We start from the raw sequence: 15,547 nt of genomic DNA on the forward strand, positions 1-15,547 counted from the left end.
TGGATCATAGATCGGGTGGCTGTTTAAGAAGATTTAGGCATGTAAACTTTCCACTGATCAATTGAATATTCTTCTTTCTTTATCATCTTCTCAGGAAAAATAAAGACCCATGGCTTGCTTGTGTTCGCCTTTACTTTCAAGTCTTTTGGAGAAAAAACAGCTTTCGCTAATTCATCACCTTCAGCATCTTCTAACACGAGAGGTACCTTTTCTAAGTTGACGGTTTTTTCCGAACCATTCCGGATGAGAATGATGAGTTGAATGTCTCCATTGTCACGTTTGGCTGCCTTTAACCCGAGTAAGTTAACCTCTGTCGCTTTTGGTTTGTCTAGTCGCTCGACAAGTGATTCTAGATCTTGAATATCCTTACTCGGCAATGTTTTTTGCCACTTTTCGTCGAGGTCTAAAGAGTGTTTGCGTGCAGATGGCTTTAACTGAAAGACGACTTTCCATCCTTCTTCGGGTTTTTCCTCGATGTTTAGTTCATCTTTTGTAAACGGAATGACCCACGGGCGGCTGCTTTTTGGTGGGAGTTTACCGACTTCTTTTAGGCTCAGTGTTTTTCGACCCAGTACTTGGTCGTTCTGATCCAGTAGGGCGAGGGTAGTTTCTCCAAGCTCAATCGTTTTATTCATGCTATGACGAAAGAAAACAGTCGCATCAAGCCCCCAATCTTCACTATCTTTATCGTCCAGTTTAATGCCAGCAATAGATAGTTGATTTGGAAGTAGCGAATCACATTCTATGTTTAAAAACCGGAATGAATAGACGTCTTCTTGGGGGAGTTTCCAATCTGGGTGAATGGATAACTCTGTGTCAACGTGCGCAGTTGTTGTGTCTTCACCAGCCGCGTCTCCAGAAAAATAATCACCAGAAGCTACAGGTGTTTCACTGCCTTCCATTTTTACATCTGCATTTTTCTTAGAAAAAAAATTACGCATGGTTCTTCACTCCTTTAGTTACGGATGTTAACGGTCGTAAAATGCGTGCCAGATACATCGAAGCATCGCGCTCAATTTGGTCATACATTCGAGTAAACAATTCAAAGCCTTCTTTGTTATACGTGCGCAAAGGGTCTTCTTGACCGTAAGAGCGTAAGTTAATGCCTTCTTTTAGCTTGGCCATGTCTTCTAGCTGTTTTAACCAATAAGCGTCGATGACACTTAGCAGTACTTTCCGCGCTTGTGCTTGAACGCCACTTTTTTCTTTCAAAGGGTCTAAGATTTCTAGATAACGATCGAGCGCTTCATGTGTCGTCCGGTGAATGTCTTTCGCCTCTTCTACACCTGCGAATGTGTACTCAGACATGACGGGTACCATAACCGATAGCGTTTCTTTTAGTTGATCAAGGTGCCAGTTTTCAGGAACGTCATCCTCTGGGGTATGTTCAGTAATCAGTTTATCAGTGGCTGATGTTAAGCTTTCAATCCATAGAGAAAGAGGGTCGTCAGACGCCATCACTTTATCGCGCCACTCGTAAATAACTTTTCGTTGATCATAAATGACGTTATCCAATTTCAAGTTGTATTCACGAATCGAGAAGTTTCCTTGTTCGCTCATTTCTTGTGCTTTATCAATAATGATTTTTGCTTCTTTGTTTTTAACAACGCCGTCGTCGTCCATCTCGAGCGATGGATATAAGTCTTCAATGTCTTCGCGAGAAAAGCGTTGCACCATATCATCTTCTAGTGAAATGTATAGTTGCGTTTCTCCAGGGTCACCTTGCCTGCCAGAACGGCCTTTAAGTTGATTGTCAATACGTCGGCTGTCGTGACGCTCCGTTCCAAGAATAAAAAGGCCTCCGAGCTCTGCCACGCCCTCACCGAGCATAATGTCGGTGCCCCTTCCTGCCATGTTTGTTGCGATGGTCACTTGTTCTTTTTGGCCAGCAAGAGAAATGAGTTGTACTTCATTTTCCACGCTTTTCGCGTTGAGAAGTTCATATGGTATTTCTGCTCCATCTAGATAAGTAGCCACCGTCTCTGATTGAATGATGGAAGCTGTGCCTACAATAACAGGTTGACCCTTCTTATGAAGGGTTTTCACTTTTTCAGCGACTGCTCGGTATTTTTGATCAACGGTTGAAAACACAACGTCTTCGTGATCTTCCCGAATACGCAGACGATTTGGTGGTATTTGGATCACATCCATACCGTACAATTGTTGCATTTCTTCCTCTTCCGTTTTCGCGGTCCCGGTCATTCCTGACAAGGTAGGGTACATCCGGAAGTAGTTTTGAACGGTAATCGTCGCTTGAGTTTTATTCTCTTGCGTAATTTCCAAATCTTCTTTAGCTTCAATGGCTTGGTGAAGTCCTTCACCGAGGCTTCTACCTTCCATGATTCTTCCTGTAAACATATCAACGAGCTTGATTGCGCCCTCGTCAATAATGTAGTCAACATCTTTATGGAACATGACTTTTGCACGCAGTGCTTGAAGGACGAAATGGTAAAGCACGTGGTGATCAAGGTCATACAGATTATCAATACCAAAAGCGCGTTCGACTTTCGTAATGCCTTGATCCGTAAGGTTTACTGAGCGAGCGATCCGATCATAGGAATAGTCTTTATCTTCTTTGAAAGAGCGTGCCATCCTGGCGCACACATAGTAAAGGTTCGGATGGACGATCGTTTTTCCGGCTATGACGAGGGGTGTCTTCGCTTCATCTATCAATACCGAGTCAATCTCGTCAATAATGGCATAGTGGAACGGACGTTGTACGCGCTCACTCGCTGAAGTCGCCATATTATCTCTTAAGTAATCAAAACCGAATTCGCTTCCTACACCATACGTAATGTCAGCATTGTACGCCTCTTGTTTGCCTTCTGGTGCAAGTTGAGCATAATTTAGACCGACGGTCAGTCCGAGAAATTCATGAACTTGACCAATTGTTTCAAAATCACGTTTGGCTAAATAGTCATTTACGGTAATGACGTGTACGCCTTTGCCTTCAAGTGCACGTAAGTAGCTAGGAAGTGCCGCGACGAGCGTCTTCCCCTCACCTGTGCCCATCTCCGCGATATCGCCTTGACTAATGGCAATGCCTCCGAAAAGTTGTACGTCAAAAGGGCGCATGCCGAGAACGCGGTGGGCAGCTTCCCTTACGAGTGCAAATGCTTCAGCTGTCACATCTTCAATCGATGCCCCTTCTTGAACTCTATATCTAAGGTCATGACTCTTTTCCTTGAGTTCATCGTCGGTTAACGTTTGAAGACCCTCTTCCCGTGCATTAACATCTTCAGTAATCCGTTCGTATTTCTTTAATTGTTTTTGTTGATGGTCTGGCATGAATTTCTTGACGGTCTTAAACATTTTGAAGCCCCTCTCATTCCGAACTTTCATCTAGAAATTGTAGATAGAAGTCATAAGTGTTGTCGCCATAATTGTTTAGAAGGCTACGGCTTGGGGAGAAAGCGAGATCCATAGCTTCCTGTGCATTTTCTTCATCCCCCATTTCGCGATATGCTTGGCTTTGAAGGTAATATATTCTGGCATCATCTGGAGATAATTCAGCAATTTGGTCATAGGTTTGTACACTTTCTTCGAAGTCGCCTATTAATTGATGGGCACGAGCAATGGTAAATAGTCCTTCAATTCCTCTCTCCTCATCAGGGACGTTGTCACGCCATCTGAAAACTAAATCGGCTCCTTGCTCTACATCATACCCAGACTCCATTAATGAGCGAGCATATCGGAGTAGCCGAGTGTCGTCCTCTGGATCAGCTGAATATTGTGATTCAAATGTTGCAATGGCATCAGGAATTAATTGCTGAGAGGATGGAGAAGGGCTTTCTATATGCGACAATAGAGCATTGTAATAATCCGACGTGAACGGAGCAGCCTCTTCCGGTTCTTCATTGCTCCAATCACGGAAAAATACAATAAACTCATTGTAATTACCTGCCTCGATCTCATCACTAAAAATACTTTGCAAATTTCTTGTAGATAATTGGTCCTCTCGACTTAATGCAGCAATATGGTTCATAACAGATTCATTGAGTATAAAGTCCTCATCTTCTTCATAACCGTATTTCTCAGTATCAATTTCTTGTTCCGTCGCAATATAACGATCCATCCCTAGGGTGGAGCAGCCTGTTAATAGAAGGGCAGTAAGTGAAAGTGCTGAAACATGCTTTTTCATGTCGGACTCCTTTGTATGTTTAAGAAAGATACTTTTAGTAAGTTCATCTTATCCATTTTAAAAGAATAGGAGGAAAAAGAAAAGAGTGTACAATTAAGAAGACTGTTATGTATAACGATTGATTAGAAGACAAGGGAATATATGACTAGTGATTGCGCAAACTTTCGACATAATTGTAATATAATTGTTATGTTATGACATGTTTTACCATGATATGCTATATTTCAGGGTAAAATAATATAGTAATAAGGAAGGAGTGTAATTGGAAAACGACTAAATTGAATAAAGGAGTTTTGGCACAAATGCGTCGTAAAGCTTCCATGCTGGCTCTGTTGGCAGTATTTGTATGTGCATCATGGTTCACTGATATCAATGGAGGAGTTTTTGGGGAGGCATCAATTGCAGAAGCAGCTGTTGAAGAAGTGCCTTTTGAGGGAACGGTTGTCGTTTCTTCAACTCTCAATGTTAGATCAGGTCCTGGTACATCAAATGCGGCAATTGGCCAGTTAAGAAACGGTCAAGTTGTAACTGTCGTTGATATTCATGAAGATGGTACATGGTATGAAATAGAATATCAATCTAGTACGGGATATGTACATAGTTCTTATATTGTTCAAGCAAACAATGAACCAGAAGATGAAGAAATAGATGAGGAACAAGACAATACCATTGATGAAGGTGAAGTAATTGATCGCGCTCTTGTTGATCACCATTCGCTTTCAGTAAGAAGTTCTGCGAGTGGAACTTCAGAGAGGCTTGGAGTATTGAGCCTAGGAGATGAAGTGAATATCTATGAATATACCGAGGGTAGTCAATGGGTTAAAATTTTGTTTAATGGTCAATATGCTTACACTAGTTTGGACTATCTTCAAGTGCTAGATGATGACGATGAGATTACTTCTCCCCCATCGACTGAAGAACCACTTGAAGTTATTGAAAGAGCAGTCGTTACTCATCGCAATCTAACGGTTCGAGATTCAGCAAGTGGGGTTGCCAATCGCCTAGGTAGTGTTCATGAAGGTGATATAATTGAAATTTATGAATATGTAAACGGTGGGCCGTGGGTGAAGTTTGACTTTAATGGATCTATAGGTTATACACACCTCGACCATTTAAATGTTCTCCCGCCAGAGGATGACGAAGAATACGAAGTGGTAGAGAGGGCTGTTGTTAGCCACCATACGCTATCTGTTCGCGATGCAGCGAATGGAACAGCAACAAGGCTTGGTGTTCTTACTGAAGGTGACCAGATTGAGATTTATGAATATGTAAACGGTGGACCGTGGGTCAAGTTCAACTATAATGGTGTCGTTGCATATACGCACTCTGATTATCTTAGATCTGTCACAAGTGAGCCTAATCCAACGCCTCCTGACGAAGAGGCTATTGGTGAAAAGATTGCAACAGGTATAGTGAATGCATCAACTAGACTTGCTGTTCGTTCGCTACCAAGTGGATCTAGTGAAATGATTACCCGATTGTCTAATGGAGACAGGGTCGATATCTATGAGTTCGTAAACGGTGGCCCATGGGTGAAGATAATACACAACGGGGACGTTGCCTATACACATGCAGATTATTTAGACATCATTAGGCAAGGTGAGGTTTTGGATACAGGTACAGTAACCTTTGATGGTCTAGTCGTAAGGGAGCGTCCAAGTGGTTCATCATCCAACATTGGCCGTCTTGCTAGAGGAACACAGGTTGACATTTACGACTTTGTAAATGGGGGTCCATGGGTGGAAATTCGTTATCGTGGAGGTACTGCATTTACTCACATGGATCATTTAAACCTAGCATCTAACGGTACAGGTCCACTTGCCGGCCGTACGATCGTCGTTGACGCCGGTCATGGTGGTAGAGATCCTGGTGCTGTAGGTAACGGGCTTGTAGAGAAGACGATCAATCTTCAAGTATCTCGTGAGTATGCACAACGTCTAGAAAATGGCGGCGCAAACGTCATTATGACGAGAACCAATGATACATTTATTGAATTAATCGATCGTGCGAGAATTGCAAACCGTGCGGATGCAGACTTATTCGTTAGTGTGCATGCGAATGCATTTCACTCAAGTGCTAGAGGAGCGGAAACGTTCTATCACACTAATGCTGGTCCAGATAGCCGAAGATTAGCAACAGTCATGCAAAATCGTCTCGTTCGCGACACCGGTATGCACCATCGCCGTGTTGATAGTGCGAACTTTGCGGTATTGCGTAATACGAATATGACGGCAACATTGGTAGAGTTAGGGTTCCTTACGAATAGTGGAGATGCAGCGATCATGCGTCAACCAGGCTACCCTGCTAGAGCAGGTGAAGCACTCTATCAAGGCACATTAGACTTTTATCGCTAGAATTAAACCACACCAACTCGGTGTGGTTTTTTTAAGTAATATGAAACATTAATTAAATGAAAACGTACATTAATATAAGGGAATCATACCTAATTTCTAGCAATCTTTGTTATTATAAAACTAACAATTGCATAGGAGGACTATTTGTGAAGAAGCCATTTGTTGCTCTATTATCTATTTCGCTTTTGTTTGTGTCAATTTCGGTTGCTGATGCACAAACGTTTCATGACGTTACAGAGAGTTACTGGGCAGAAGAAGAAATACATTACATAAGTGATGAAGGAATTATTCGTGGTTTCAGTGATGGGAATTTCCGTCCAGGTCAAGAGATTACCCGATCACAGACAGCTGTCATGTTGTCTAGAGCGCTTAATCTTGAAGGCTCTGGATCAGCTAGTTTTAATGATGTGGATGAATCCCATGCGAACTATGACGCCATTCAGCAAGTAAATGAAGCGGGAATTATGACAGGGAGAAGTAATGGTGACTTTAACCCTGGTGAGCCGCTAAATCGTGCGCAGATGAGTGCTGTACTAACGAGAGCTTTTGAACTTGAAGCAGACCGTTCCGTACAGTTTAGAGACTTGAGTCCCTTGCATTATGCATACGATGAAATTGAACCTGTAGTCACGAATTTCATTTCAACGGGTAAAAGTGATGGGAGTTATGCGCCTCAGGAACACGTCAGCCGTGCCCAATTCAGTGTGTTTATGGCAAGGGCAATAAATGAAGAGTATCGCCCAGTACATACGAATGAAACGTTTTATGGAGTTGAAGGTTCGTTTGCGGGAGTTCAGCTAGGAGATTCAGAACAAAGGCTCGTAAATTTACACGGTAATCCCGAGAAAACATTACAAAGTGTTTATGGTTTTGATTGGCACGTTTACCATGACGATTATTCCAACTACATGCAATACGGCGTGAGTAATGGAGAAGTGGTTGCTGCGCTGACACCACAAGGAAATTGGCGAGCGGACAACGATATTACAAAAGGCACAGATCAATCCGTTGTGGAAAGCGAATACGGTCAACCCGAAACATCAATCTTAAAAGGGAATACGCGTTATCGAATTACAAACGAAAATAAAGGTCTCTATAACATCAATGGAAACTATGTGACATTTTATTATGACAGTCATACAGAAAACACCGTTTCTAGCGTATTTGCCATTGACCAAGTAGTAGAAGATGCGTATGACCAATATTATCCAGATGCAACAAGGCATGTACGGGACCTCTTTGAAGAGGAGTTGTCCACACTTGTGAACGCGATGAGAGTAGGGCATGACTTAGGTACACTTGAAAATCATGCAGGAGCAAGTGAAACGGCTTTGGCGCATAGTAGAGATATGGCAAGTAATCAATATTTTAGTCACTATGATCCTAACGGTGTTGGGCCGTTTGATCGAATGGAAAATAATAATATAGAATTTCGATCGGCAGCGGAGAACTTAGCCAGAGGCCAAGTTTTACCAATTGATGTCGTTGAAGGGTGGATGAACTCTCAGCACGGCCATCGAGAGGCTTTGCTTGGTCATTATACGCATAAAGGCATTGGTATCGCTTTTGATGAACGAAATGCGAACCGTCCGTATTTCACTCAGCTATATTTTACAAAACCAAATTAGAAAAGGGTTTTATTGTATGTTTTTGGGGTTGCCTCTGTTTAATATGAGAGGTGACCCCCTTTGAATTGATGATTAATTAAAATACGTTGATGAATACCCAGGTATTTTTTATAGTCATATGTAGTACTATTCATCCCCTTTTAACATTTAATATGTAACCTACGTTCCGACGGTCGGATGACTCAATGTGCTGTTGTGAGTGCCAAAGTTGTTTGTTAGATTTTCTATTAAGCATGGTTTTCATGCGTTTACGCTTCTTAGATCATAATCGTTAGAATCATGCTGTTTTTCACATCGAACCCTCATACAAAGACCAATACACATGATGTGAGAAGTGATAGCAGTTAGCCACAATTAACCACTGTCCCAACACTTTTTTACCGCTTTCATGTGCGTAGGGAGCATATCCATGATCAGCGTAAAAATCTGTTGTCCGTCCTTAAAATTTCACGGTAACCAAAAAATAGTTTAAAATAAAAAACAGAGTACCCATTAAAGGGTACTCTCAGCTTGTCGAGGAACCCCCTGTTTTTGAAAACAGAGGGTTCCTCTTTTTAAATTGATTACGATTTTTGATGGGAAATAAAGCCGCAAACCTAAAAAAAGCTTTCCTGAGGGTGAGGAAAGGTGCATCGCGATCTTCTTGATGTTCTGTACGACGGCGGTCATGAGCGCTTGTTCCGTCGCTCCTTCCAGCCTCCGCAACCGGCAATAGCGAAGCCCATGGAGTTCTTTCGAATCCGCAAAGCTTCGCTCAATCTTATATTTTCGCATGCGATACACCTGTTTTCCGGCATGAGATAACCGATTTTCCCGCACCCGTTCTTTACTCGCTTCCCAAACATGGCGGCTGATCACTTTTTTATGATTTTTAGCCGTCGTGCATTGGCTGAGTAATGGGCAAGCTTGGCAATCCTCTGGATTGGAATGATACTGGCGGTACCCTTCACGATTCGTCGTGCTGTACGTCAACGTTTTGCCATTCGGACAGGTGTAGGTATTGGCTTCGGGATCATAGTGGTATTTCCATTTGGGCATCCGTCCTTTGACCGGTGCATAGCGGCGATGGCCAATGACCGCCATAATCCCCAGGGTTTCAATGCCTTTACAGATGGGTGTCGTGAGATATCCGGAACTAAAGCAACCGCTTCGACGGGAAACGAGAACGTGTTCAGCGGGTGCTTCAATCGCTCGAGATAAGGTTGGGAATCATGGACATTCCCAGGGGTCACGTGAACATCGGTAATGATGTTCATCTTCATGTCTGTCGTGCGATGGTCAAGATAATAGAACCCTTCCGGCTTCCCTTCGCGGTACAAGTAGCCACTTTCAGGATCCGTTGTACTTTGACGAATGGTTTTCGTCTCCTCCTTTTCTTTCTTGGCTAAGGGCTTTTTTCCATGCGCGGCGCGATCCTCATTCACCGCTTCGTCCAAGTCCTCCAGATAAGCTTTCGTTTCCACGCCGACGGTCTCACGCGTAAATCTGTGCCGGTTTGCATTTGCCTTAAGGTGGGTGGAATCGGTAAAGAGCACACGCCCTCCAACCATGTTCTGCTCCATCGCCATGAACACCACATCGTCAAAAATCTTTTGAAACACATCGGTGCCTTTGAATCGCTTATGTCGGTTGAAGCTAATCGTGGAGTGATGGGGGACTTTTTCCGTCAAGCCTAACCCTAAAAACCATCGGTACGCCACATTGATTTGAATCTCACGTTCCAATTGACGCTCCGATCGAATGCCATAGAGGTATCCCACAAACATCATTTTAAAAAGCATCACCGGATCAATCGGGGGCCGACCGTTATCCTTACTATAGTAGCCTTCGACCTTGTCATAGATAAAGGAAAAATCAATCTGCTCATCAATCGTGCGCAACAAGTGATCGTCCGGTATTAACTGATCAATCGACACCATTTCTAATTCGATTTGCTTTTCTTGATTGCGGCGTAACATCGCATTCCCTCCGTACATCCCTCTTTTCTCAATTTTACCATTTCCGATTGTTCCGATGGTGATAAGACAAAAAAAGCTGCCGAGAAGTTTTACTTTCTCAACAGCCTGAGAGTACCCATTAAAGGGTACTCTGTTTTTTACTCTAAAATGTCTAATTGAGTAATGTTTACGTGCTCATTATCATCGGATTTAGCTACTTCTATCTTAACAGTGTGTTGCTCGTCTTCAAGATCTGAAATTTCATAGATGAAATTGTTAGTTGGTTCACCCTGTGTGATTGTTTCAATTAGTTCTCCATTCAAATAGATGTTTGCAGCCCCATAAAAATCGTCAGAAACACCAAGCCATTTAAATCCTGTACCGTTAAATGTGAACTCTGCAGATGCATTGACTTCTCTAGAATTTCTGCTTAAGTTACCGTTACTTAATTCATCTGTTGACCAACCACCAATGTAATTAATAATATCCTCTTGATCAGCATTAATTGTAGATCCCTTCTCAGCAATCTCTACAACGTGTGTATGATGAATTTCAAGAATTTCATTGGTATCGCTTAAGCCAAAAAGTGTAGCTGTTCCGAGTTGGTCTGAAGAGTATGTCCCATCATCATGAATAGCTACATACCGCTCATTGCTGCTTACCCAATGTTCAACAGCATCAGATTGTGGTAGTTCACCACTGCTTCCTGGCTCAATGAAATGTTCCTCTTGTTGTAAGTGGCTTGTATTAAAGGTGACGGTCAATAGTTCCTGATCACCACTACTGAACGTCACACTTGCCTCGCCAGCATCTTGCAGTTCAATTGAAGTGTCTTCATTGATGAAGGCTACATCTTCATTTGTGGAAGTCACTTCAACTACATCTTCGTCAAAATCAAAAGAAATTGGGGTATTTGTGAAATATTCACCCGTCCATCCTTCTTGAAGTGCAGACGCATCCTGGTTAGCAATTGACCAATAATCTGTGTTTACATTATCTATCGTCATCTTGCCAGTTCCGTCAAGGGCGAAATGGTTTGCGATATGTGCACGGTTATATGCTGGACGATCGACTGCAAATTCTCTCAGAATTTCAACCTGATACTCCCATTCTTCCATGGATTCTGGTTCACTCCATTTATCGATATGTCCTGGTAGTTCAGGTGCAATGTCCGCTTGCATATCATCTATACGCTGAACAACATGCTCTTCCTCAAAACGTGTATTTAAATAGTGTGCAAAACGGTTTACAAACTCTATTTGCATATCTTCGTTTTCAAGAACTTTTCTAAGCATAAAAGTTGACCAACCAACTGCTTTATTTGTTGCGTGGTCCATCGTGTTGTGTTGTGCAGATGATCTCGTAGTTGGTAGTGCAAAGCCGAAATCAGTATCAAACATTGCCCATCGCCATTGCCCATTCGGCCTTTCTCGCCAAATGTTTACATTATTGTTTGGCCAATCGACATTCGCGAAGTAAATTTGTGAAATATGGTAGTCTAAAAAGTTATCAATGTCGACTTCGCTTGTAAAATGTTTTAATGCTTCTGATGTGTTAAGGTCCATAGAAGCTAACACATACAATAGTTCTGAATAGTCTTGGTTTGAACCTTCAACAATCTCTGCATTGTTCTCAAGTAGATCAAGATCTTCTTGATTCACATCATGAGCAAATCTAAAATAATGATGGTCATAACGTTCACGGATGTTAAATACACCCCAGTTTTCACCATTCATATAGAGTTTTAAGGGCCGAGATAATTGGGTTTCCATATTCAAGTCTTCAACGAGTGATTGCATCAATGCATCACGAAAGAGTGTTCGATTCCAATCTTGGCCTGAATTTCTAACGATAAAACGATTAAAAACATCTCGTTCTTCTTCTCCGAAAAGATCGTGTCTGAATCGATTTTCACCATAATCAGATCGGGCATAAAAGCGCAATGATTTTCGATCTAATGCTCGAGATGACCCACCGTGAATTCTTATTCCAGCGTGCTGGGATAGAGCAATTTCATTATCTTCTTCAAACATTTGCATAAAAACGGGTCTTTCCCAATGTTGACCACTTTGAAAGTAATTCCCTGTTCGACTAGGGTTTTCGGCATCGGCGTTGTAATAAACGCCTGGTGTATAAATACCATATTCATCGTTAAATAAGTTACCTTCCTCTGTAGCGAGTGCTAGAACAGGTAAATCGGTGTCCTCGTCAATAATATACGCATTTCCAACTTCGGGGCTAGTGTCCCCGTTTTCTGAGAAAAACTGCGCACGAATGGTTTGGCTTTCTGTAACTTCAATGGGCCCTTCATAGACAGGGGAATCCTCGTCAACAGTAGTGCCGTCCACAGTGTAATGGATGACTCCTTCAGCGTCACCCAATGTGTCAAGTTCTACAGTTTGTGCTTGTTGATAAACTGCGCCATCGGCAGAAAAATCGATGTGATATTCCGGTCTGCTGATATCAATGTCTTGAACCTCATCGTATAAATCTGTCAACACCGTAATGTTTTCTATTGGATTCCCCTCAATGTAGAGTCGTTCCCTTAACATAGGTAAATTCAAGACTGGCTCAATATCAATAATGTTATTGTACCGTGCATTCAAATCTTCCAGTTGTTCCATCGCCAAAAGTGGGTTAAGTGACTCGATACGATTCTCTCTGATGTTCAATTCGGTCAGGTGAATTAGCTCTGAAATAGGTTCCAAAGTTTCAATATGATTTTCTCGCACGTTTAGAGAAGTCAATGTTGAAAGTCCAGCAATAGGCTCAAGGTCTGTTATGCGATTCCCTGTGAGGGTGAGGGTGTCCAATCGCTCTAAATCACCTAGCGGAGAAAGGTTTTCAATGTTGTTCTCTGACAAATCGAGTGCAGTTAGGCGGTTAAATACTCCTAAACCCGTAACATTACTAATTTGTTGATTGGAAAGGTCCAATGTTGTTGTTGCTTGTACATGATCGTGTGTAATCGGTTCGCCATCTGGCAGTTGTAGTTCTTCTCGTACAGCATGCTCTAAATTAGGGTCATCAAATGTTATGTTTTGAGTTTGGGCAATGATGTATGCCCCGCCCCAAGCGGTGCCAGCTATAAGAAGAAGAATAACAAGAATCAACGATTGTTTGATTTTCATCTTGTCCTCCATGCTTACAATGTTCTTTTAAGTTTATTACATATATACATGTGTTGACCAGCTGTTATGAACATTCCTTTTTTCGCAACAAAACGACGAAGGATTTTGCCATCGTCGTTTTGTTCATGTGCTCCTATAGAGCACTAGTCGTTTCCTTGATTTTCACCTGCGGTTTCTGTTCGGTTCATCGGATTTTCATCGTCGAGTTCGAGGTGATCTCTTAACATGTTCCTTGAATTAGCAAGGGATGTGTCGTCCACATCAAAATAAAATACGCCGTTTACATACGTACCTTCGCCTTCAAGTTGGTGCCGCTCAATATCACTGACCGCAGACGCATAATTATGAAATGACATGATATTCTCAAAGGATTCGAAGTTGTGGTTCATGTTGTTTTGTAAGTCTAGAAATACTTGGTTGTAGTTTGAGATGTTTGAAATGGACGTCGCTTCCTCGATTAACGCCTCAATCACTTCCGTTTGGCGTTCGCCTCTTGCTAAGTCACCGTCGCTTTTGCGGTGGCGTACGTATGCAAGAGCTTCTTCACCAGACAACGTTTGCTCACCGGCTTGAATCTGGTGAACATCGTGGTTGCCATCGGCATCTTGCTCAGTGAAGGCGTGGCTAGCTTCCACATCAACACCATCAAACGTATTCACAATGTCGATGAACGCTTGGAAATTTAATGTCACATAGTAGTCAACAGGTATGTCCAAAAAGTTCTCCACAGTTTCAACAGCCAAATCGGTTCCGCCAAATGAATGGGCGTGGTTAATCTTATCGTTGGAGGCTCTGCCAGGGATACTAACGTAAGAGTCACGTGGAATGCTAAGCATCTTCACAGACTCCTCGCTGTGATTAAATGTAGCGAGTATCATTGCGTCAGAGATGCCTGCGACTTCACCACTACGGTCATCCACACCTAAAAACAGGACAGAGATGTTATCTTCGGCAGGATCAACCGCAGCTTCACGCTGTTTCGACACGCTTCCGCGCTCCAGCTGTATATCGGTATCACTCACAAACTGATCTGTTTTCCAAGTCGCATAGCCCAGCCCGGCGCCGATTGCTATAAGTGCCACAGAAGCAAGGGTGATTAGTGTAGCGATCACTCTTTTTCTTCGGCGTCTCTTTTTTTGTAAACGTAATGATCGCGTCGTTGCTCTTGCCATACAGTGGGCCCCTTCCGAGCTTACTTCATTCCGTAAATACACATAATGTCTATTTTACATGATTCAAAGAATAAAAGTAAATATCCATTTGCAGGAAATGTCAGATTATGTTTGTTCGTCTTCCGATGGTTCTGCATTATTTTGAATGGCGGATGGATCATAATCCAGGTCTAAATGACGCCTTAGCAAGTTTGAAGCGTGTGTGAGTGACTGATCATCAACAACGATGTATTCGGAACCTTCGATTCTTGTTGGTTCTCCTTCTAATTGAAAACGTTCCAACTCATCAAGTGATGACGCGTACGAATGGAACGCTGTGAGTTGTTGAAACGACTCGAAATTATGGCGCATATTGTTTTGGAGGTTATCAAACACTTGATTGTAACTTCCGATGTTTGAGATGGATGCGGCTTCTTGAATTAAAGCGACCATCACTTCCGTATGGCGCTCTCCTCGTGCAAGGACTCCGTCGGTTTGACGATGTCTCGCATATGCGAGCGCCTCTTCTCCGGAAAGGGTTTGTTCTCCTTGCTCGATGTATATTTGATCGTGGTTACCGTCGGCGTCTTGTTCACTAAAGGAAATATCAGAATCAATATTGATGCCTCCGAAAGTATCAACAATATCTATAAATGCTTGAAAGTTTACCGTTACATAATAATCAATGGGAACATCCAGAAAGTTCTCAACCGTTTCAATGGCAAGATTGTGACCGCCGTACGCATGGGCATGGTTGATCTTTTCATGGCCAGGTCGTCCTGGGATGTCAACATAGGAGTCGCGTGGGATGCTTAACATTTTCACTGACTGTTCTTCTTGATTAAATGTCGTCAAAATCATCGCATCACTAATTCCAGAAACTTCTCCGTCTCGATTATCTACACCGAGAAATAAAACCGAAACGTTGTCGTCGGCGATGTTTCCTACTTCTTGACCATTCGGGTTATTGAATCGGTCAATTTCTTCAAATGTATCACCCATGAGGCCGGTTGCTTGCTGCCACATCCATAACAACCCGAGACCTGCGGTCGCAAAGATCATAAATGCGCTCAGGAGGAGGAAGATGGCGAGTCGCTTCCTCCTCCGCTTCTTACGCATCCTTATTCTAGATTTATGGGAACGCTCTTCCATGCTTCTCCTCCTTCAAGACCGATATTACATCATTTATTTCCCGGGAAATTTGT

9 protein-coding genes are annotated in these 15,547 nt (G+C 42.6%); 2 read left to right on the forward strand and 7 right to left on the reverse strand.

Annotated elements, in window-relative coordinates:
- Window positions 1-23: 23 nt before the first annotated feature.
- Genes ACE1TF_RS17415 through ACE1TF_RS17425 form a run of 3 tightly spaced genes read right to left on the reverse strand, consistent with a single transcriptional unit; the run spans window position 24 to window position 4,141 of the window.
- Window positions 24-941 carry an accessory Sec system S-layer assembly protein gene (locus ACE1TF_RS17415; protein ID WP_375018681.1) on the reverse strand — a complete coding sequence of 306 codons (918 nt, stop codon included), beginning with the start codon at window positions 939-941 and terminating at the stop codon, window positions 24-26.
- Window positions 934-3,312, reverse strand: a complete 2,379-nt coding sequence (gene secA2 / locus ACE1TF_RS17420; protein ID WP_375018683.1) for an accessory Sec system translocase SecA2 — start codon at window positions 3,310-3,312, stop codon at window positions 934-936. Before secA2 ends, ACE1TF_RS17415 begins: the two co-directional genes overlap by 8 nt.
- Window positions 3,313-3,325: 13 nt before the next feature.
- Entirely contained in the window at window positions 3,326-4,141 is an 816-nt protein-coding gene (locus tag ACE1TF_RS17425) for a tetratricopeptide repeat protein (RefSeq protein WP_375018685.1), read from the reverse strand.
- A gap of 302 nt (window positions 4,142-4,443) precedes the next feature.
- Here ACE1TF_RS17425 and ACE1TF_RS17430 point away from each other — a divergent pair, with 302 nt between their 5' ends.
- Both ACE1TF_RS17430 and ACE1TF_RS17435 read left to right on the forward strand, forming a co-directional pair.
- Entirely contained in the window at window positions 4,444-6,495 is a 2,052-nt protein-coding gene (locus tag ACE1TF_RS17430; RefSeq protein WP_375018687.1) for an N-acetylmuramoyl-L-alanine amidase family protein, read from the forward strand.
- 146 nt (window positions 6,496-6,641) lie between these two features.
- Window positions 6,642-8,123 carry an S-layer homology domain-containing protein gene (locus ACE1TF_RS17435; protein WP_375018689.1) on the forward strand — a complete coding sequence of 494 codons (1,482 nt, stop codon included), beginning with the start codon at window positions 6,642-6,644 and terminating at the stop codon, window positions 8,121-8,123.
- 492 nt (window positions 8,124-8,615) lie between these two features.
- Here the strand turns inward: ACE1TF_RS17435 and ACE1TF_RS17440 are convergent.
- The 4 genes from ACE1TF_RS17440 to ACE1TF_RS17455 form a co-directional block, all read right to left on the reverse strand.
- Window positions 8,616-10,081 (reverse strand): IS1182 family transposase gene (locus ACE1TF_RS17440; RefSeq protein WP_375018691.1). Its coding sequence is split into 2 segments (ribosomal slippage): window positions 8,616-9,259 and window positions 9,259-10,081, totalling 1,467 coding nucleotides; the frame shifts between segments, so codons are not numbered across the junction.
- Between the two features lie 137 nt (window positions 10,082-10,218).
- Complete coding sequence (locus ACE1TF_RS17445; protein ID WP_375018693.1) at window positions 10,219-13,191, reverse strand: CotH kinase family protein; 2,973 nt, start codon at window positions 13,189-13,191, stop codon at window positions 10,219-10,221.
- Window positions 13,192-13,334: 143 nt separating this feature from the next.
- Window positions 13,335-14,363, reverse strand: coding sequence for an LCP family glycopolymer transferase (locus tag ACE1TF_RS17450; protein WP_042397956.1), 1,029 nt, complete (start codon window positions 14,361-14,363; stop codon window positions 13,335-13,337).
- Between the two features lie 105 nt (window positions 14,364-14,468).
- Complete coding sequence (locus ACE1TF_RS17455) at window positions 14,469-15,494, reverse strand: LCP family protein (protein WP_042397958.1); 1,026 nt, start codon at window positions 15,492-15,494, stop codon at window positions 14,469-14,471.
- Window positions 15,495-15,547 lie beyond the last annotated feature (53 nt).

The organism is Geomicrobium sp. JSM 1781026 (assembly GCF_041949955.1).
GTDB lineage: Bacteria > Bacillota > Bacilli > Bacillales > Marinococcaceae > Geomicrobium_A.

Bases quoted from the DNA above. Each gene is read 5' to 3' on its own strand.
- ACE1TF_RS17415 (WP_375018681.1), bottom strand. From the start codon at position 941: ATGCGTAATTTTTTTTCTAAGAAAAATGCAGATGTAAAAATGGAAGGC.
- secA2 (WP_375018683.1), bottom strand. From the start codon at position 3,312: ATGTTTAAGACCGTCAAGAAATTCATGCCAGACCATCAACAAAAACAA.
- ACE1TF_RS17425 (WP_375018685.1), bottom strand. From the start codon at position 4,141: ATGAAAAAGCATGTTTCAGCACTTTCACTTACTGCCCTTCTATTAACA.
- ACE1TF_RS17430 (WP_375018687.1), top strand. From the start codon at position 4,444: ATGCGTCGTAAAGCTTCCATGCTGGCTCTGTTGGCAGTATTTGTATGT.
- ACE1TF_RS17445 (WP_375018693.1), bottom strand. From the start codon at position 13,191: ATGAAAATCAAACAATCGTTGATTCTTGTTATTCTTCTTCTTATAGCT.
- ACE1TF_RS17450 (WP_042397956.1), bottom strand. From the start codon at position 14,363: ATGGCAAGAGCAACGACGCGATCATTACGTTTACAAAAAAAGAGACGC.
- ACE1TF_RS17455 (WP_042397958.1), bottom strand. From the start codon at position 15,494: ATGGAAGAGCGTTCCCATAAATCTAGAATAAGGATGCGTAAGAAGCGG.